Source organism: Desulfomarina profundi, from assembly GCF_019703855.1.
In the GTDB taxonomy this organism is placed as follows: domain Bacteria; phylum Desulfobacterota; class Desulfobulbia; order Desulfobulbales; family Desulfocapsaceae; genus Desulfomarina; species Desulfomarina profundi.
Genome location: NZ_AP024086.1, coordinates 1,772,880 through 1,792,537, shown reverse-complemented (window position 1 = coordinate 1,792,537; position 19,658 = coordinate 1,772,880). Strand labels below are relative to the sequence as shown.

Genomic DNA, 19,658 nt, shown 5'->3' with positions numbered 1-19,658 from the left:
TTCAGCCTGAAACTTACAAATTCGATCTGCATTATTCAGCTTTTCTGTTAAGTCAAAAGCAGCCATTCCTCAAATGGAAGAGGGAAAAGAATACAGTGTGGGGAGTCTCCGATGTTGTATTCACTGCTGATCTCTTTCCCTTGACGGAAAACGGAAACCGGCCTGTCTGCGGAAACCACCACAACTATAGTTTCTGGATATTGGGCAGTAAATCGCAGGGCGGAATTGTATCTTGCCCCACGAGCTCTGTTTTCGTTCTTAATTCTGTGGCCATCCAGGAGACAGGCAAAGGAATGGAGTTGGAGATCCGTGCGTATATGAAGGGCTCCATCTACCTTTGCCAGGGCTCCGGCAAGCATCAGCTTGTCCTTGTCATGAAGATCAAGGGGGGAGTAAGGCTTTGTCCTGCTGTATCCGCCGGGGTTTTTGCCAGGTCAAGGACAAAGGTACAACCGAAAGTGTTGTCCTCCGCGTAATGAACCAGTGCGGCTATGATTTTAAAGAGATCATTTCTTGTTGCGGTATCAATTTCAAAATCCAGCAGTGCCTCTTCTACTTCAAACAGTTTTGCCCGGTGTGTATTTGAACTGTAACTGCCATCCTGAAAACTGCAGAGTACTTCATCATTGTCTTTTAAAAAACCAAACCTTCCCTGAAAATCCGCAGTAATGTGAAACTGCCGAATCGGGTCTGTAGCTATTCCAAGGATGGTCGTCCCGTCGGAGACAAGGTGATGTGTACTGTATTCCACAGCCTGAAGAAGTTTCCGTACATGTTTGAAATTACTTAACAGTGGTTTTTCGCTTGCCTGGAACCTGGCGAGAAAGTGTATTTCTCCCAGAAATCTGGGTTCAATAAATGTCAGTTTTCCAAAAGGCCTTACCCCTTCTTCGTTGGTTTTGGAGATACCCAGAACAGCATCAAGGACAGGGTAAATTCTGATCTGACAGTCCGGCCCAAGGCTCTTATTGGCTTTGTCCACAATATAGTCGTGCACTGCATGGCTTGAGTACTCCCTGAGAAAACTGCCGGAAATTCCTGTATACAGGTTTGAGTCATTGGCGATATCGTGAGAAAATCGCAATACGGCATGTTCAAGCCAGCATTCGGTTGGTCCTGTGGAACAGAGATTTGGGTGATGTTCCGTAAACCACATCTGGTAAAAAACAGGCGCGGAACTCCCCCCACAGGAAATCAGCCCGTCCAGTTGCAGGTTGGCAAGAGGATCAATTAAATTGAAGGAATAGTCAGGTTTTTTCTCTTCAATATTTTTCTTCCAGTCGCTGTTTTCCAGGTAGATATTTTTCAATTTGGGTTCATATCCACGAAGAAGATTCTGGGGGTCACAGATCTGAAGTTGCTGTTTCCGCCTCAGGGAAAAGATTACGGCAGCTCGGCTCGGTTTGGAAAAGAGGGACAGACCATCCCTCAAGCCGTTGAGTGTTTCACGGATACACCTGTTAATAAATGATGTGGTAGGCAAAATATTGTTGTTCCAGGTTATGGTATCACTTGTGATTCAATAAATTGACCACTGTCAGGGTCTCGATATCGTATAATGGCACTTATGGTTCCTTTCAGCGGTGAGCGAAGTCGGATTGAGATTGAAAGTCTGCGGTCTGAAATATTTCTAAACAGCCATTTGATTTTTCCCGATGTTCTCTTTTTTGCACCTGGAGAAGTTGTCAGTATAAAATTACCGGGGTCGAGGAACTGTTCAACGATGAGATTGACAGGTCTACGGGAAGATATGTTCAGTTCCAGAACGATCTGTTTTCCGGAAGCGGAAATATAGGTTCCGTCAATAAGGATTTCTGCTTTTGTGTTTCTGCAGGTGAAGAGAACCATAAATAACATGAAAAAGAGTATCAGGGATCGGTTTGTCAGTGTGAAAATGAATGAGGACATATGTTTTTTTAAAACTCCTATTCTGAAATTTCGAACATGTTGGTCTGCCGGTTCCAGCGATAACCTGATCCCAGCCAGATTTCTTCTATCATGTCCATGTCAAGTTTCAGTCCTTTTATGTCGCTGTAAAGATCGTAGACAGTCAGAATCTCATTGTCACTTATGATATTGTCACTGTTGCTGTCGGCCCAATGATGTTCTCCCAGGAGAACTTCATGGTCCCCCCTGATTGTCAGGGTGTTGGCAGGTCCGTTATTGATGGAAAGTGTGCCGTTGAATTCTCGTTTTTCTCCAGGTTTTCCATCGATGGCGACAAGGTAGGAAAAGAGTGCCCTGCTTTGGATTTTGAGGAGCCATTTGAGTATGTTTCCTTTTGTGCTGTTGCCGCTGGGTTCAGGAAATACTTTTATAATATGGCTGTCTGGTGGCAGGGATTCTTTGAGAATAATGGCAATGGAAGATTGGTCGGCACCATTTACCTTAATAATGACTGGAAAGGGTTGCCCGGCAATGCAATGTCTGGGCAGTATTCGTATGGCATTGAGTTTTGCAGTGGGAGTAGTTTGAAGGAAATAAAAAGCAACTGCCAGAATAAGAGACCCGATTGTCGCGGAAAGAATAAGTAGAGGCCATGCTTTCCTGATGTTGTTGTGTTTGGAAGGGGGAAAAGATTGCTCAATATTTGGGGAAATCTCCCGGTCTGGCCCTGTCTGTTGTTCTACTACTGGCTCCGTGGTTTCCAGAAGTTCTTCAAGCTCCACTCCCAGGGCTTCGGCAAGTTTCAGGCCGTTTTCTTTTTTAATACTTGGATATCTTTTGTTTTCCCATCTGGAAATAGTATCAGTTGTTACCTGTACTGCGGTTGCCACGTAGAGTTGAGTCAGGCCCTGTTTTTCACGCAATTCCCTGACTTTTGTTCCATCAATTTTTACCATGGCCATGGCGCCATGGGAGAATGTTTCCGGAGAAGCCGGTTTTTTCATATCGCTGGACACTTGAGGATTTTATAAATCTGATACCGGAATTCTGTAATCATCACGTATTGCAATACCATTCAATATACCAGTATCCCTTTGAGGAACAAAGTGATAATCAACATGAACTCAATTACTGAGAATGAGCTCACTGTTTTTATTCTACGGTTATTCTCAAAATTGACACAATGTTCATGAGAAATCCGGGTTAGGCATGTAGGGTATGAACCCGACCGGATATGGGGCGACTTCACCCCATGTCGGCTGGAAGTTCCGCCACGAGTCAGTATTCTGTCAGTGCATGCCATATAACTTTAAACCATAGAAGAAAGGAGGAAAAATGAAAATAATGATTGGTTCGATATGTCTGTTTGGTTGCATATTACTTTTTGCCACGGCAAGTTTTGCTGCCAGTGCAAAATGTAAAATTGTGCAGATTGAAGGGACAAAAATGGTTCTCGAATGCCCGAAAGGAATAGAACGGTTCAAGGAAAAGGGAACAATAAAAATAAAATCCCTGAAAAAAAAGAAGATTGAGGGATGTTGACGGGAAAGGGTTCATGGCCAGTCAAAACGCACAACGTTATCCAGGGGATCTGCTTTCAGGATTCTTACCTGGACCGTGCTGTTTGCAGATATTTTTCTGCCCGCAGGTTTAGGCAGATCGATGTCCATGAGAATGTCGGTGAGCAGAAGGTTTATCCGTCTGGGGCCTACCTGAATAACAAGTGCATTGATCAGCTGACCTTTTCGATCAGATAAATATTTAAGCAGCCAGTAACGCTGCCGAAGATGGCGTACGTTATTGGCTGCCGTAACCGTTCTGGAGAGAATAGATGTGAAATCCTTACACATATCCTCGGTAAAACATGGTTCCTTTCTTCTTATAATCGAGTCAAGCTGGTGTTGCATAACGAGATCCAGCAGCCTTCTTATGGGAGAAGTAACAGTTGTATAGTGCGATACACCCAGGCCGGAGTGCGGCTTGGCGGTCGTGGACAGTTCACCCCTTGGCAGTTGTTTTCTCTGCAGGGTATTTTGAAACAGATCGTCGTCTTCTCCAAATACAATTCTGTTTTTCAACTTGGGCTGAGATCTGAAGAGTCCGGGAACCATTCTGTCGGAAACATATCTGGCAGCTTCGCTGTTGGCCAGAATCATCATTTCAGATACGATTGTTCTGGCGGGAGTGTCACTTTTCCCCAGATTAACATGAACCTGACCCTGGTGATCAATGAAAATATTTACGTCGGGAAAGGGCAGAAGAAGGGCTCCCTTTTCAATCCTGCGCTGCCTCAACTTTTTCCTCAGCATATTGAGTATCTTGAGTTCCCCGTCTTTTTCAATCATCCGATCCACTTCATCATAGGTCAGTCGTCTGGCGACTTTGATGATTGACGGTATGATCTTGACTCTCAGTATTTCAGCATCCTCTGACAGCAGAATCATGAAACTGAAAGCGGCCCTGATCTCATCCTGAATAAGGCTGCAGATTCCCTGGGAAAGGTGCCGGGGAAGCATGGGGATCTGACCTTCCGGAAAATAGATGGAAGTCCCACGCCGCATTGCCTCCTGAAAGAGTGCATCTCCTGGTCTTACATAATGGGCGACATCAGAAATATGAATACCCACAAGATAATTGCCATCCTGTTCTTCCAGGGTGAGGGCATCATCAAAATCCAATGTGGTGGGGCCGTCGATGGTTATCGGTTTCAGATGGGTCAGGTCGATTCTTCCTGGATCATTGAACAGGTCGTCCTGCCCCTGTTGCAGTAACTGTTCAGCCTGCTGTCTTGCCTCCAGAGAAAAATTGACGGGGAGTTCTTGTTTGAGTAGGGGAATGTTTTCATTAGGGCCCCAGAGTCCGGCTTTAACAAGGATATGAAATGGGTCATGGGGACTGGTGAGGCCTGCTGTTTTCAGGAGCTGTCTTGCGGTATTTGCGTCTTTTGCATCATTGCCGAAGACATAATAATCCCTGAGCAGATGGAGAGATTCCCTGAGAAGAGGATCCAGCTCTTTTTGCGGGTGCTCTCTTGAAAAAAGATCTTTGACCGCAGCAGCACCTTCAGTGATAATCTGCTTTTTTTTCTCTTCTTTTTTACGTTGAATCTGCAGGTTTTCAACCTGTTCTGGGCTGTTGACCTTTATCAGTCCATTACTGTATTTAAAAAAAAGTCTGTCGCAAAAGACAGATCTTAAAAAAGCGGAGACACAGTCATCATTGGAAAGATCGCCGAAGATAAGTTCAGCCAGAAAAGACGGGCTGAATGATGAATCGGATTCGTCGGAGGTCAATTCCCAGAGTTCCTGAAGATCAATAGCTGTCATCAGGTTGAGTCTTTTTTCGGCAATTTCTTTGAGATTACGTATCAACTCCTCCCGACTTTGTCCAATGTCATATGTTTCATTTGAGCAATGAACAACTCTTGAAAGGGGCAGATTGACCTCCCTTCCATTCTGATTGATCAAGCGAAGTCGTTTAGGCTGGCTTTCCACGACTATGGCGCAGATAAATTTGCCGTTATCGAGATATTCTATGAGCTTTCCTGTGCTAATCATAAAAAATAAGTACCCCGATAACCGGGAGGTTTTGAGTGGTGATTCTGACAGAACACTTTTCCATCGTTTTTATCGACCCTGTTTGTCAGAAAATTCCATAGCAAAAGGTTTTTTTGTCGCAGTCGGATTTCCATTAATTTCTGGACAAACACCAGGTAACAGAGACTGTGGAAAGCCGGGTACTTGTGATCAATTACTCTTTTCAGGGCTGATAATACTGTCGTGAACGATCAAAAACTCCTTGTCAAAAATCCGGTTATAAAAGTAAAGGGACTTCCCTTCGAAAAATATATGAAATCTGTTTGAGTCGTATTATAGTTTTATTGGTAGTCGTTTGTCTATGGATAATGACCAAATTTCGACCAGTATAGTGTGTAATATTTTTTTGCACACATTTATTCTTCTCTTTGTGTAATTATTATTATTTTCTATGAATATTTTCGAAAAACCTGTGAAATCAGGATTGGTGGCAATAGTCGGTCCTCCCAATGCAGGAAAATCAACGCTCATGAATAATCTGCTCGGGCAGAAAATTTCAATTGTAACACCAAAGCCGCAGACAACACGCAACAGAATAGCCGGAATTGTCAACGGAAAAGAGTACCAGATCGTTTTTCTTGACACCCCGGGGTTGCATAAATCACGTGAACCGCTCAATATCGAAATGGTGAAGGTGGCCATGGAGAGCCTGGCGGAAGTGGATGCGGTTCTCTTTCTCATTGATGTCTCACTGCCTTTACCCGAAAAACTGGAAAAGAAAAAGAAAGCGGAATTCCGGTCGTATATGGAGCAGGTGAAAAGCCCGGCGATCATGGTTCTCAATAAAATAGACCTTGTTGACAGGAAAATTATTCTCCCGTTAATTGAAAAGTACAGTAACCTGTTTCCCTTTAAGGCGGTAGTTCCCCTTTCCGCACTCACGGGTGACGGAACGGAAAATCTTCTGGATGAGATCATCTCTCTTCTTCCCATGGGCCCTCGGTATTTTCCGGAAGACATTCCAACAGATGCCAGTGAGCGGTTTCTTTGCGGGGAAATTATCCGGGAAAAGGTTTTTCTTCTGACCGGCCAGGAAATTCCTTATTCAACAGCAGTTATTGTCGATTCCTTTAAAGAGGATACAGTAAAGAAACTCATTACCATCCATGCATCCATCGTTTTGGAGAAAAAATCCCAGAAAGGTATTGTTATTGGAAAAGGTGGGAAAAAACTCGGGGCAATCGGCAGTGCTGCCAGAAAAGATATTGAGTTGCTGCTGGGAGAAAAAGTACTTCTGAAACTCTGGGTAAAAGTAAAAAAGAACTGGTCCAGAAATGAACAGTTTCTCAAGGAGCTTGGATTGTAAAACTGGTGTTTATTTGCAGAGAAGCCGTTAATTTTGATGGACTCGTAAAAACTCCGATCTACTGCGTTGTGGGGTGATCGTGTAATGCTCGACGTACTATATGTACGCCTGCGCTTACACGACACCGCCACGCCTTGTATATCGAAGTTTTTCCAGAGTCCATCTGAGAACGTTGAACGACTTTTTACGAGATCATCAATTTTGACTTTTCGCGCCAGTGAATTTTGAAAACAGATTGAGGCTCTTCAGTATATTATATGCGCTTCGCAGTTGATTATCCTTAAGAAAGCGCTTGGCAAGCGCTGTTTCTGTGTCATCACTTTTTGTTTTCTTGTTGTCCGTGCCTGAGAGATGATGATCCAAATCCTTTTCTTTGACAATTTTCTTGAGTATCTTTTTTTCTTTTGAGGGAGCACAGGCCACAAAGGGAACTTCGACATCCGGGGTTATACCTTTTGCCTGAATGGAGCGATCATCAGGTGTGTAATACCGGGCTGTTGTCATCCGCAATCCTGCGCCGTCCGGCAGGGGAATTATTGTCTGGACAGAGCCTTTGCCGAAAGTCTGTGTTCCTACAATAATTCCTCTTTTGTGAGCTTGAATAGCTCCGGCAACAATTTCAGAAGCACTGGCTGAACCTTCATTAACCAGAATAACAAGAGGATAACTGTTGTCTTCACCGTTATCATGGGCATTGAAAACCGTGTTCTGATCCTCTTTTCTTCCCTTGGTGTAGACAATACGGCCACTGTCGAGAAAAAAGTCGGCAAGAGTTACTGCCTGATGGAGGAGTCCACCGGGATTGTTGCGAAGATCAACTATCATGCCTTTTAGAGAGTGTTCTTTTTTAAGTTTGTGGATTTTTTTCTTGAAGTCCCTTGTTGTATGACTCTGGAAACTCGTTATGCGTATATAGGCAAACCCCGGTGACAGATATTCGGCTCTGACCGACTGGAGAGGAATTATTTCTCTTTCAATGGTGATCTTCTTCAGTTTTTCCCATCCGGCCCGGTGGATTGCAATGGTCACTTTGGATCCCTTCGGACCTCGGAGTTTCTTGATTGCTTCGTAGGGACCCATATTCCTGGTTTTGACACCGTTTATTTCAACAATAAGGTCATTGGCTTTCAATCCGGCACGATCCGCCGGGGTGTCGGCAATCGGGCTCACAATTGTAAGAATATCATTTTTTACAGTCACTTCGATGCCGATACCGGAAAAGGATCCCCTTGTTTCTTCCTGGAGTTCGCGAAAATTCTCAGGTGGAAGATAGCTTGAGTGGGGGTCAAGCGAAAAGAGCAGACCACGAATTGCACCGTTGATTACCTCTTCCGTATCAATTTTTTCCACATAATTTTCCTGGAGAATTGAAAGTACGTTGGAGAAAATCTCGAGTTGTTTATAGGTCGCCTCTTTTTCTTTCTGAGATATTTCAGCTCCTGCAAAAGAGGAAAAGAGAAGGGAAACTGTAATAATACAAAGAATGATTCTTGTGATGGATTGAAAATATGGAACCATTTTTTCCTCAATAAATCCTGATGATCTCGTAAAAAGTCGTTCAACGTTCCCAGATGGACTCTGGAAAAACTTCGATATACAAGGCGTGGCGGTGTCGTGTAAGCGCAGGCGTACATATGGTACGTCGAGCATTACACGATCACCCCACAACGCAGTAGATCGGAGTTTTTACGAGTCCATCATCCTGAAAATGCGTTTTACTCCTCTATCCTTTCCTCAGCTGTGGCAAGCCTGTTGGGATCCAGCCACAGGAGCGGGTCGAGAGATTGTTTTCCATGGCGAATCTCAAAATAGAGCCCTTCATCAAAAAGCATTGCTGTGTCTCCCATGATACCTATAACTGTATCCGGATGAACCACAGCACCTTTTTTCACAAGAAGTTTTTCAATCCTTGATGTGACGGTGTAATATTGAAATCCATGGTGTATAATTATAGTATTACCATACCCGCGTAAATATCCAGCATAAATTACCAGGCCATTACTCACCGGTCTGATTTTTGTCCCGTTTTCTGCCTTCAGGGTAATACCGTTCGATTTTCGTATTACACCAAGCTTGTTTTCAGTTTCCTGGCCAAAAAGAGTTATAATTATTCCATCTACGGGCGGGGGCAGGGTGCCCTTGCCAGCCAGAAAGGTGTCTTCGCCGTTATGATACCGGGTTTTCATTGCTACCAGGGCGCCGGACAGTTTTTCTGCTGCCTCCTGCATCTCTTTTATGGCCTGCTTATGCAGTTTTGCCTGGGTTCTGATATGAACGAGAAGCTGCTGTTTTTCGTTTTTTGTAGTGGTTATTTTCTTCCTTTCCTGTAGTACCTGATCGATAAAATTCTGGAGGACATATTTTTCAAGCGTAAGTGCCTTCCGGGCCCGTTCAAGATCGCTGATAGTCTCTCTGTAGACTCTTATGACATCCTGATCATAGCGGATAAGAGTGTCAAAGGCGTCATGGAACCGGAGGAGTTCAGGCAGAGTTCTGGTTGAGAACGTGACGTTGAGCAACCCTATATCTCCCATTGTGTAATATGCTTTGATTCGTTTCTTGAGGTGATTTTCAACGATGTTTTTTTCGGAATGGATTTTTGCCAGGGCTCTGCTCTCTTTTTCAATGAGTGTCTGCTGGTCGGCCATCCGTTGCTGCAGTTTTTTCAGTTCTGCATGCTGTGTTGCAAGTTTCTTATCGAGGACTTCCAGCTCCAGCAGAAGGTTTCTCTCTTTTTTTTCCTCCTCCTTGATTTTATCTTCATGGGTATTGATTCCATGCTGCAGGCGACTGATTTTTATGCGATAATTTGCAATATCCTGATTTTTTTCATTGCTGATGGATGAGGCATGAAGAGTGGGGGCAAAATAGAAACCTGGGAAAATGAAGGAAGAAAACCAGAGGGAGATGAAAAAAATTTTAAATGATGCCCTGGGCCCGGACAATATCATTTCTGCTTTAAACTCTGTTTTACACATTATTTGCATGTGGTGTATTTCGTCATTGTAAACGTGCAGCTTTCTGCAACTGCCCAGAATCAGATACGCAGAAATTTCTGCATGGTTGAATAACTTCCAAGAGTACAGAGAAGAATCGACACACCAATAATCGTCAGGCTGACAACCGGCGGAAAAAACGAAAAGTCAAAAAGATTAAGCAGCCCAGGACCGGAAAAGCGAAGTTTGATCCATTGGAAGAGGATATAAAGTGAGCAGATTCCTATAGTGGATCCGAGAATGCCCTGGAGGACACCTTCCAGGAGAAATGGAATCCGAATATAGTTATTAGTGGCCCCGACGAGTTTTAACAGTTCCAGCTCATCGTGTCTGCCGAGAATTGTCAGCCGTATCGTATAGGCAACCATAAATATGGTTGTCAGGATGAGCAGGGTACCGCTGAGGAGGACCACTATGGAAAGCAGCTTTGTGAAATAATAAAAACGTTCCACCCATTCCTGGCCATACTGTACTTTCAGGGTTCCCGGCAATCTCGCCAGGTAGGCCGAAAACAGCTTGACCTGGTTGAGGCTGCGCAGATTTTTCATGGGAGTGACTTCTATAGATGGTGGAAGGAAATCTTTTGGCATATCATTGAGCACATCCTGGTTTTCCCCGAGCTGTTTTGAAAATCTTTCATAGGCTTCCTTTCTGGAGATAAACCTGATCTCTTCCACCTTGTCAAAAGTGGTTATTTTTTTTCTCAGCTGCTGTTTGAGTTCCGGACCGGGTTCGTCATCCAGATAGACAATCAGGCGAAGATCATCCCCCAGACGTTCGCCCAGATGGAGCATGTTAGTGTAGATAAGGTAAAAAAAAGCGAATATCAGGACAGAAAGGGATACCGTCAGTAATGTCATCATCTGGGATGCCCATGTCTGGCGAAGGTTACGGCCGACCTGCCTGATAACGGTAAACCAGAAACTCATTGGGTGATTCCTCCGGTAATGGAGTGGGTTATGCCATTGCGCAGTTCCATGATTCTGTATGGTGTATTCCGGTAGATTGTTTCATCGTGGGTAGCAATAACAACGGTGGCTCCGGCTTTATTGCATTTGGTAAGCAGTTTCATCACCTTTTCGGTGGTGATGGCATCCAGGTTTCCGGTGGGTTCATCAACCAGGATTATGGTGGGGGAATTGGCGATGGCCCTTGCCAGTGTAATGCGCTGCTGCTCCCCCTTGAAAGCTCGCCTGTAATGGTGTCGTGTTTATCTGAAAGATCCAGCTGGGCCAGAAGGTCTTTAACTCTTTTACGTATTATCTGGGGTTTTTTATAGGAGACCTCCATTGAGATGGCGATATTTTCAGCCGCTGTCCTGTCCGTGAGAAGCTTAAAATCCTGGTAGGCAACACCGATCTTTTGTCGAAGACGGGCAAGTTTATATCCTTTAAGCTGATGGATAGCCAGGCCGGAGACTTCTATGAGTCCGTTTGTGGGGAGCTCCATACTGCTGATGAGTTTGAGGAGAGTTGTCTTCCCTGCGCCGCTCATGCCAATAATAAAGAACATTTCTCCATTGGATATTGAAAGAGAAATATTTCTCAGGGCAATAACATCTGGAGGGTAAAGTTTTGAAACCTTAATCATTTCGATCATGGTTTCAGTGATGTGTGAGGCGTTGTTCTTCATCAGTGTTTAGCATCTCCAGTAAAATTGCAGAACCCTCCGCAGGGCGAAGAGTGATTTTTCTGTATCAACCAGGCTGAGTATTTTAACCGTACTTTCAGTGTGTTATTTATTTAAAACCACAAGTTAGTCATGGGTTCTGGACGAACAGTCATCTTGACTTTTTTTGTGCCGCAATGATTTTCAGGCAGGCACTGACGAACTGCAATCAATAAACTCTCAGCTATGATAGCACAAAAAATGATCAAAACAGGAAAAATATAAAATATTCAATAGATAAACGCAATATAACAATACAGGCAATGGGTTTGTATTTCTTGCTGGTTCAAGCGGCATCAGGTTCCAAAGTTGACATAATGACCTTTTTCAATTCAGAGAAAACCCGGGTTATCAGTTTCTTTTAAGGGTTGTTCCGGAGAAATAAGCGATTTTAGCTTGCAACTTGGATTGCAGTTGGTATTTTTGTATGTTTGACTGAAAAACAGACCATTACGGATTGAGATCTTACAGAAAAGGAGAGAAGTATGGATTACAGGGACACCCTTAATCTACCCAGAACCGGATTTAAGATGAAAGCCAATCTTGCCCAGAAAGAGCCCATGGCTCTTAAACGGTGGGAGAAAGAGAATCTTTATAAGAAAATTCAGGACAGCAGTGAAGGTAAGCCGGTTTTTATCCTCCATGACGGTCCTCCGTATGCCAATGGTCATATTCATCTCGGCACGGCATTCAATAAAATTTTGAAAGATATTATTCTCCGCTCCAAACGAATGGCCGGGTTCAATGCCCCCTATATTCCAGGCTGGGATTGCCATGGTCTGCCTATCGAGCATAATGTGGACCTGGAACTGGGTGAGAAAAAGAAAACCATCCCTAAACTTTCCAAGAGAAGTGCTTGCAGAAAATACGCAAACAAGTGGATCAAAATTCAAAAAAGTGAGTTTAAACGTCTTGGTGTCCTCGGGGATTGGGATGATCCCTACCTGACAATCAATTATCCATATGAAGCGGCGATTGCCAGGGAATTTAACAAATTTCTCCTTTCCGGTTCGGTCGTAAGAAACAAAAAACCGGTCTACTGGTGCTCCACCTGTACCACTGCCCTGGCGGAAGCGGAAGTGGAATACCATGATCACAGTTCACCTTCAATCTATGTTAAATTCAAGGTAAAAGATGACTGTTCAGATATCGATCCGGAACTGGCTGGTGACAGTACTTATGTGGTTATCTGGACGACAACTCCCTGGACGTTGCCTGCTAATCTTGCCGTGGCTCTCCACCCTGACTTCACCTATGCGGCCGTCGAGGTGAACGGTGAAACCTGGATTCTCGCAGAAGACCTGGTGGAAAGGGTGATGGCGGAAATGGAGATAGATGATTACAAAGTCAAGGCTACATTTGCCTCCACGAGATTTGAAAAGAGAGCATGCCGTCATCCTTTTATGGATCGGGATTCACTTTTTGTTTTGGCAGATTATGTGACAACTGATGCCGGTACCGGCTGTGTTCATACCGCCCCGGGACATGGCGCGGATGATTACCAGACAGGACTTCGTTACGGTCTTGATATTCTTTCTCCTGTGGACCATGAAGGAGTATATACAGAGGAAGCCGGGAAGTATGCAGGACAGCAGGTTCCCGATGTCAATAGCGTAATTAACAGTGATATGGCCAAGGCTGGAGTCCTCGTCCATGAATCGACCGTTCAGCATAGTTATCCCCACTGCTGGCGCTGCAAAAAACCGGTCATGTACCGTGCCACTCCCCAGTGGTTTATTTCAATGAAAAATAATGAGCTGCGTACCAGAGCGCTTGCGGCCATTAAAGAAGTGAAATGGGTTCCATCCTGGGGGATGCAGCGAATTTATGGAATGGTTGAAGGACGTCCTGACTGGTGTCTTTCACGCCAGCGAACTTGGGGTGTACCCATTACAGTCATCAGCTGCCGTTCATGTGGGGAGGTTGTTATAAATGAAAAAGTCGTTGAAAAAATAGATGAACTTTTCCTCAAAGAGGGCGCAGATGCATGGTTCAGTCATAAAGTGGAGGAATTTCTCCCTGAAGAAATGACCTGCTCCAAATGCGGCGCCAGCGATTTTTTCAAAGAGGATGATATTCTCGATGTCTGGTTTGATTCCGGTGTAAGTCATGCTGCTGTCTGTGAGGAACGTCCTGAACTTCACTCTCCCGCTGATCTTTACCTGGAGGGCAGTGATCAGCACAGGGGCTGGTTTCAGAGCTCTCTTCTCGTTTCAACCGGCACAAGGGCCGGGCACCCTTTAAAGGGGTGCTGACTCATGGATACGTGGTTGACGGACAGGGAAAGAAGATGTCGAAATCTGTCGGGAATGTTGTGGCACCTGGTGAAGTCATAGAAAAATATGGCGCGGAGATTCTCCGGTTGTGGGTTTCCAGTGAAGAGTATCGGGATGATATCAAGGTTTCGGATGAAATCCTCAAACAGGTTTCTGACTCCTACAGAAAAATCAGAAATACCATTCGGTACATGCTGGGGAATCTAAGTGATTTTGATCCGGAAAAGAACTGCGTTGCCCATGATAAACTGCCGGAGCTGGATCGCTGGGCCCTGGCCAAATTTGATGAGCTGCTGAGCAGGGTGAAGGAGAATTATGAACAATATGAGTTCCATTCCATTTACCAGAGTCTTAATTATTTCTGTGGTATAACCATGAGCTCTTTTTATCTGGATATTCTCAAGGACAGGCTTTATGTATCCGGTACCGATTCTCCCCTTCGTCGCTCGGCACAGACTGTTCTTTTTACAATTCTGGACGGACTGCTGAGACTGCTCGCACCTGTTCTCTGTTTTACCGCGGAAGAGGCCTGGAATCACCTCTATTCCCTTGATCCGAAGGCACCCTTTGAAGAGGGTGTATTTTTTGCTGATTTTCCAAAAAAGCCAGCCGGTGTAAAATATAACCGGGAAATGATGGAAAAGTGGGAACAGCTCATCCGGGTACGTTCAGAAATCACAAAAGCACTGGAAATTGCCCGGCGGGAGAAGGTAATAGGTCATTCACTGGAAGCGGAGGTGCTTCTTCGGTCGGAAGGGGATCTGAAAAAATTTGTTGAATCGGAATGGGAAACGATAAAAGAGATTTCTATTATCTCGAAACTTTCCCGATTTGATGACGAAAAAGATGAAGGGATCCTGTTTGAAAGTGAGGAGATGGAAGGATTGAAGATCCGTGTTGTTGCTGCTCCCGGAGAAAAGTGTGAGCGATGCTGGATTCGCTCCATCACTGTCGGGAAGGATCAGAACCATCCCCGGATTTGTGAGAGATGCGCGGGGGTTGTTTCCTGAGATGGTATATTTTGTATTCCTGGGAATTGCAATTTGTGCTGATCAACTGAGTAAACAATGGATACTTGGCTCTTTTCAGCTCTATGAGTCACGGGAAATTATTCCCTCCTTTTTTAACCTGGTATATGTGACAAACAGTGGTGCGGCGTTCAGCATGTTCGCTGATGTTAACTCTCCCTGGAGACACTATTTTTTCCTGGGTATCGGAACTCTTGCCATAGTCGGTCTGACGGTGGCCTGGTACAGGTTGAAAAGGGAAAACAGTCTTTATGGTATTGCTCTGGGCCTTATCAGTGGTGGAGCGGCCGGCAATATAATCGATAGAATTCGATATGGATCAGTGGTTGATTTTCTTGATTTTCAATTCAAGGGGTATCACTGGCCAGCCTTCAATTTCGCCGATTCAGCGATTTGCGTGGGGGCGGGACTCTTTCTTATTATTAATATTATAGAAGTTCGGAAAACAGCAAACGAGGTGAAGTAAATGAAACTGGCAGTACTTTTTCCCGGCCAGGGATCTCAATATATAGGAATGGGGCAGGAGTTTATTGAAAAAGATAATGAATATAAGGAGTTGATGGCCATGGCCGAGGCTGCATGCGATCTGAATCTGAATCGCCTGTGTGGAGAGGGGCCTCTTGAGGATCTCACCAGGGTGGCCAATCTGCAACCGGCCATTACCATCACAAATCTGATATGCTGGCATGCCTTTTTAAAAGATGGTGGTGATGAGTTTAATGTAAACTGTTTTGCCGGGCACAGCCTGGGTGAATATTCCGCCCTGTATGGTGCAGGAGTTCTCAATGCTGAAGATACACTGAAACTCGTCAGCAAGAGAGGAATGCTGATGGAAAGAGAAGGGACTGCCAATCCCGGAGGAATGCGGGCGGTTCTCGGTCTGAGTGTTGAGGAGATTGAAGAGGTAATTGGCGGGTGCGATAAATGTGGTGTTGTTACTGCCGCAAATCATAATACACCTCTTCAAACCGTCATTTCTGGAGATATTGAAGGACTCGATGCGGTGACAGCTCTCGTTGAAGAAAAAGGTGCGCGGGTGATTCCACTGAATGTGAGTGTTGCCAATCACTCTCCGCTTGTGGCAGGTGCTGTACCTGATTTTGCAGAATATATGGAAAAGATAGAGTTCAAAACGCCCAATGTCCCCGTTTATTTCAATGTTTCCGCAGAACAGGAAAAGGATACGGGTAAAATCAAATCAATGATGGCCAGGCAGATAGCGTCCAGGGTGAGGTGGTGTGAGATCATCCAATCCATGCTGGCCGAAGGGATTGATACCTTCATTGAAGTGGGACCCAAATCAGTTCTCAAGGGGATGATGCGGAAAATTGTTCCTCGAGGAAAAAAAGTGACTGCACTGCAGTTTGATTCTCCAGGGTCTCTTGAGGCATGTCTTGAAAAATTGCGTACCTGTGCAGCGGCTTGAGGAAACTCCCATGATAAAAAAATACCTGCGTCAAGTGCAGGCCGGGGAGGACCTGAGCTTTGAACAGGCAATTGAGCTGGCGGAGTGCGCCTCTCCCTCCGAACTGTACAATGCTGCCGATGAGTTGCGGAAAAGTATCCATGGTAATAATTTTGATCTTTGTTCCATTGTCAACGCAAGATCAGGGAGATGCTCGGAGAACTGTAAGTTCTGCGCCCAATCCTCCCACTACGAGGTTGATGTCACAACCTATGATATTGTGGCCAGTGAAACCGCGTTGAAGATGGCCCTGCAGAATGAGCAACAGGGTGTCAGGCGGTTTTCCCTTGTTACTGCCGGCAGGGCTGTTTCCCATTCTCTCCTGGATGAAATTGAAACAATCTATAAGTTGCTCGAAGAAAAAACCGGCATGCTTTTCTGTGCGTCCATGGGATTTCTTACCAGAGAAAAAGCAGAAAGATTAAAAGCCATGGGTGTTCGCAGATACCATTGCAACCTTGAAACCTGTCGGAGTTTTTTCAAAAAGGTCTGTACAACCCATACCTGGGAAGAAAAGGTTGAAACAATACAGATTGCCCGCCAGGCCGGAATGGATATCTGTTCCGGGGGGATCATAGGTATGGGAGAAAGTGGTGAGCAGCGGCTTGAACTGGCCTTTGAACTGCGTGATCTCGGTATTCTCTCAATTCCCATCAATATCCTGACACCCATTGCCAATACACCTTTTGCACACCTGAAACCCCTGGGGGTTGGAGAAGTGCTGACCACTATAGCCATGTTTCGGTTTATCAATCCCAGGGCTGTAATCAGGCTTGCAGGCGGCAGAAATCTCCTTGGCGACCAGCAGGGTCGTTGTTTCATGTCAGGAGCCAATGGTGCAATTGTCGGCGATTACCTGACGACGGTCGGTAACAGTCTCAGGGAAGATGTCAGGATGGTGAAGGATCTCGGTTTTGACATTGACGGAAATGAAAAAAAATAGGATGGGTGCCTTGGAGAACGGGGGCAGGAGAGCAGAGGAAATACTGGCCTTTGATCGGAAACATCTCTGGCATCCCTATACCTCCATTGAAAAACCACTTCCCGTATTTCTTGTTGAGTCTGCTGATGGTTGCAGGATCAGGCTCAATGACGGGACGGAACTCATTGACGGTATGGCCTCCTGGTGGTCGGTAATCCATGGTTATAATCACCCCCGTCTCAATAATGCGATCAAGGAGCAGGTGGATACCCTGGCCCATGTGATGTTCGGCGGATTGACCCATGAACCGGCCGTTACTCTGGCAAAAATACTGATTGAACACATGCCGCCCGGGCTCAACCGTGTATTTTTCTGCGATTCCGGTTCCATCGCAGTTGAAGTTGCCATGAAGATGGCCATTCAGTACTCTTTCGCCCAGGGAATCAACGGAAAAAACAGGTTTCTCACTCTCCGTTCAGGGTATCATGGGGATAGTTTTCACGCCATGTCTGTCTGTGATCCCATAGGGGGAATGCACTCCATATACAAGGGAGTTCTGCCGGAATATTATTTTGCAGATACTCCCCGCTGTCGTTTTTCAGATGCCTGGGATGAAAGTGATATTGATTCTTTTGAAAACCTGATCCGAAAAAATCATCAACGTATCTGTGGTGTTATTCTGGAGCCGATTGTCCAAGGTGCCGGCGGGATGAGATTTTATCATCCGCAATATTTACGAAAGGTAAGAGAACTCTGTGACGAGTTTGAAGTTCTGCTGATAGCGGATGAAATTGCGACCGGATTTGGTCGCTCAGGTGAGCTGTTTGGCTGTGATCATGCCGGGATTGTCCCGGATATCATGTGCCTGGGCAAGGCGCTTACAGGTGGTTACATGACTATGGCTGCAGTTATGGCCGGGGAGCATGTGGGTCGGGTCTTGTCAAAAAACGAGCCGGGTGTTTTCATGCATGGCCCCACTTTTATGGCCAACCCCCTTGGGTGTCGGGTGGCCATCGCCTCCCTCGAATTGCTCTTTGATTCCGACTGGCGACAACGGGTTAAGGCGGTTGAGTCTGTTTTAAAAAAAGGATTTGCTCCCTGCAACCAGTTGGAAACTGTGGCCGATGTCCGTGTTCTCGGGGCAATCGGGGTTGTTGAGCTCAAGCAACCGGTCAACATGGAACGTATCCAGAAACGGTTTGTTGAACATGGTATCTGGGTCAGGCCTTTTGGTAAGCTTGTCTATGTAATGCCGCCCTATATTATTCAACAGGATGAACTGGAGTTCCTGCTGGCGGGTATTCGAAAAGTTCTGGAAATTGAGGCGGACTCATGAGCTCATACCGTGACAAACTGGCGCAACTTGAAAATACTGGAAGATTGCGCTATCTCAAGCCTCTCTCCGGACGTGAAGGCTGTCATATAAAGTATGGCAGGCACCGGATGCTCAATATGACTTCCAACGATTACCTTGGATTCGGGGGGACAGGGAGCTGCATGAGAGGTTTTTCATGGAATCCGGAGATCGGTATTCCCTGGATTATTTCGCGCTTGGATCTACCTCATCGCGCCTTCTGACCGGAGACTCGGAGGTTGCCCGGAAGCTGGAAAAACGTCTTCGGGAAGTCTATGGGAGGAGTGGCTGCCTTCTCTTCAATTCCGGATATCATGCAAATATTGGAATTCTTCCCGCATTGTTAGGGAGAAAAGATCTTATTCTCAGTGATAAACTGAATCATGCATCCATAATGGACGGTATGAGACTGTGTCAAGCGACCTACAAAAGGTATCGTCACCGGGATTATGATCATCTTGTTTCTCTGCTGAAAAAATTGAGAAAACGGTTCGAAAAAGTGATCATCGTCAGCGAGTCTGTTTTCAGTATGGATGGTGATGTCGTCGATATCGGCAAACTGGTAGCTGTTAAAGAGGAATTTGATTGTACCCTTTATCTGGACGAGGCCCATGCCATTGGCCTCTATGGAGAAAAAGGCCTTGGTATGGCAGAGGAACAGGGCTGTCTGAGAGGTGTAGATTATCTTGTGGGAACATTTGGCAAGGCTCCTGCCTCAATGGGTGCCTTTGTTATCTGTGCAGAGGAAATCTCCAGGTATCTTGTAAACCACAGCCGGTCATTTATATTCACCACCGGTTTGCCTCCGATTATTCACAACTGGAACCTGTTTGTTCTGGAAGAGATTCTTCTGTGTGAAAAAAAACGGAGGCATCTTCAGTCCCTTTCCGGGAAATTACGGTCGGAACTGGTAAAAAATGGCTTGGTGACGGATGGTTCCACCAACATTGTTCCCGTAATGATCGGCGAAGATAAACTGGCGGTAACGCTTGCGGAAATGATGCGGGATAAGAAATATCTTGTGTTTCCGGTAAGGCCACCGGCCGTTCCCGAAGGTACCGCGAGATTCAGGTTGTCACTCACGGCCGGTATGAATTGGGATGACATAAAAGCATTTCCAGAACAGCTTGCGGAGGCTATGAACCGGAGCCGGTCATAGA

General features: G+C 45.4%; 17 protein-coding genes and 2 pseudogenes. 9 read left to right on the top strand and 10 right to left on the bottom strand.

Going from position 1 to position 19,658, the window contains the following annotated elements; all coding sequences use genetic code 11:
• Positions 1-47 precede the first annotated feature (47 nt).
• From LO777_RS08295 to LO777_RS08280, 4 genes are read right to left on the bottom strand one after another with little or no spacing between them, the layout of a single operon-like run.
• Positions 48-359 (bottom strand): DNA integrity scanning protein DisA nucleotide-binding domain protein, encoded by a 312-nt coding sequence (locus tag LO777_RS08295; RefSeq protein WP_228857042.1) that lies wholly within the window; start codon positions 357-359, stop codon positions 48-50.
• Positions 359-1,483 carry a DNA-binding protein gene (locus LO777_RS08290; RefSeq protein WP_228857041.1) on the bottom strand — a complete coding sequence of 375 codons (1,125 nt, stop codon included), beginning with the start codon at positions 1,481-1,483 and terminating at the stop codon, positions 359-361. Before LO777_RS08290 ends, LO777_RS08295 begins: the two co-directional genes overlap by 1 nt.
• A 17-nt stretch (positions 1,484-1,500) precedes the next feature.
• Positions 1,501-1,908 carry a hypothetical protein gene (locus tag LO777_RS08285; protein ID WP_228857040.1) on the bottom strand — a complete coding sequence of 136 codons (408 nt, stop codon included), beginning with the start codon at positions 1,906-1,908 and terminating at the stop codon, positions 1,501-1,503.
• A gap of 17 nt (positions 1,909-1,925) precedes the next feature.
• Positions 1,926-2,891 (bottom strand): helix-turn-helix transcriptional regulator, encoded by a 966-nt coding sequence (locus LO777_RS08280; RefSeq protein WP_228857039.1) that lies wholly within the window; start codon positions 2,889-2,891, stop codon positions 1,926-1,928.
• Positions 2,892-3,222: 331 nt separating this feature from the next.
• Between LO777_RS08280 and LO777_RS08275 the strand changes: the two genes are divergently transcribed.
• Positions 3,223-3,429 (top strand): hypothetical protein, encoded by a 207-nt coding sequence (locus tag LO777_RS08275; RefSeq protein ID WP_228857038.1) that lies wholly within the window; start codon positions 3,223-3,225, stop codon positions 3,427-3,429.
• 11 nt (positions 3,430-3,440) lie between these two features.
• On the opposite strand, the gene LO777_RS08270 is transcribed toward LO777_RS08275, so the two are convergent.
• Positions 3,441-5,444, bottom strand: coding sequence for a ribonuclease catalytic domain-containing protein (locus LO777_RS08270; protein WP_228857037.1), 2,004 nt, complete (start codon positions 5,442-5,444; stop codon positions 3,441-3,443).
• Between the two features lie 430 nt (positions 5,445-5,874).
• Between LO777_RS08270 and era the strand changes: the two genes are divergently transcribed.
• Positions 5,875-6,789: a GTPase Era gene (gene era, locus LO777_RS08265; protein WP_228857036.1), complete on the top strand. Its 915-nt coding sequence runs from the start codon at positions 5,875-5,877 to the stop codon at positions 6,787-6,789.
• A 195-nt stretch (positions 6,790-6,984) separates the two neighbouring features.
• Here the strand turns inward: era and LO777_RS08260 are convergent, their stop codons facing one another.
• From LO777_RS08260 to LO777_RS08240, 5 genes and pseudogenes are all read right to left on the bottom strand, one after another.
• Positions 6,985-8,307 (bottom strand): S41 family peptidase, encoded by a 1,323-nt coding sequence (locus LO777_RS08260; protein WP_228857035.1) that lies wholly within the window; start codon positions 8,305-8,307, stop codon positions 6,985-6,987.
• Between the two features lie 197 nt (positions 8,308-8,504).
• Positions 8,505-9,740, bottom strand: a complete 1,236-nt coding sequence (locus LO777_RS08255; RefSeq protein ID WP_228857034.1) for a murein hydrolase activator EnvC family protein — start codon at positions 9,738-9,740, stop codon at positions 8,505-8,507.
• A gap of 86 nt (positions 9,741-9,826) precedes the next feature.
• Positions 9,827-10,714 carry a permease-like cell division protein FtsX gene (gene ftsX / locus LO777_RS08250; RefSeq protein WP_228857033.1) on the bottom strand — a complete coding sequence of 296 codons (888 nt, stop codon included), beginning with the start codon at positions 10,712-10,714 and terminating at the stop codon, positions 9,827-9,829.
• Positions 10,711-10,857 carry a hypothetical protein gene (locus tag LO777_RS08245; RefSeq protein WP_228857431.1) on the bottom strand — a complete coding sequence of 49 codons (147 nt, stop codon included), beginning with the start codon at positions 10,855-10,857 and terminating at the stop codon, positions 10,711-10,713. Before LO777_RS08245 ends, ftsX begins: the two co-directional genes overlap by 4 nt.
• 93 nt (positions 10,858-10,950) lie before the next feature.
• Positions 10,951-11,279, bottom strand: a pseudogene (locus LO777_RS08240) (ATP-binding cassette domain-containing protein); the annotation flags it as partial.
• Positions 11,280-11,938: 659 nt separating this feature from the next.
• Between LO777_RS08240 and ileS the strand changes: the two are divergent.
• The 7 genes and pseudogenes from ileS (at position 11,939) to LO777_RS08205 (ending at position 19,657) form a co-directional block, all read left to right on the top strand.
• A pseudogene (gene ileS / locus LO777_RS20995) lies at positions 11,939-14,739 on the top strand (isoleucine--tRNA ligase).
• Position 14,740: 1 nt separating this feature from the next.
• Entirely contained in the window at positions 14,741-15,223 is a 483-nt protein-coding gene (gene lspA / locus LO777_RS08230) for a signal peptidase II (RefSeq protein WP_228857032.1), read from the top strand.
• Positions 15,224-16,183 carry an ACP S-malonyltransferase gene (fabD, locus tag LO777_RS08225; protein ID WP_228857031.1) on the top strand — a complete coding sequence of 320 codons (960 nt, stop codon included), beginning with the start codon at positions 15,224-15,226 and terminating at the stop codon, positions 16,181-16,183. It begins immediately after the preceding gene.
• Between the two features lie 10 nt (positions 16,184-16,193).
• Entirely contained in the window at positions 16,194-17,165 is a 972-nt protein-coding gene (bioB, locus tag LO777_RS08220) for a biotin synthase BioB (protein ID WP_228857030.1), read from the top strand.
• A complete protein-coding gene (bioA, locus tag LO777_RS08215; RefSeq protein WP_228857029.1) occupies positions 17,152-18,480 on the top strand; it encodes an adenosylmethionine--8-amino-7-oxononanoate transaminase in 1,329 nt (442 codons plus the stop codon). The genes bioB and bioA overlap by 14 nt, the downstream gene beginning before the upstream one ends.
• Positions 18,477-18,722 carry a hypothetical protein gene (locus LO777_RS08210; RefSeq protein WP_228857028.1) on the top strand — a complete coding sequence of 82 codons (246 nt, stop codon included), beginning with the start codon at positions 18,477-18,479 and terminating at the stop codon, positions 18,720-18,722. The genes bioA and LO777_RS08210 overlap by 4 nt, the downstream gene beginning before the upstream one ends.
• On the top strand, positions 18,656-19,657 hold the full coding sequence (locus LO777_RS08205) for an aminotransferase class I/II-fold pyridoxal phosphate-dependent enzyme (RefSeq protein WP_228857027.1): 1,002 nt from the start codon (positions 18,656-18,658) through the stop codon (positions 19,655-19,657). Before LO777_RS08210 ends, LO777_RS08205 begins: the two co-directional genes overlap by 67 nt.
• The last annotated feature ends 1 nt before the right edge of the window (position 19,658 follow it).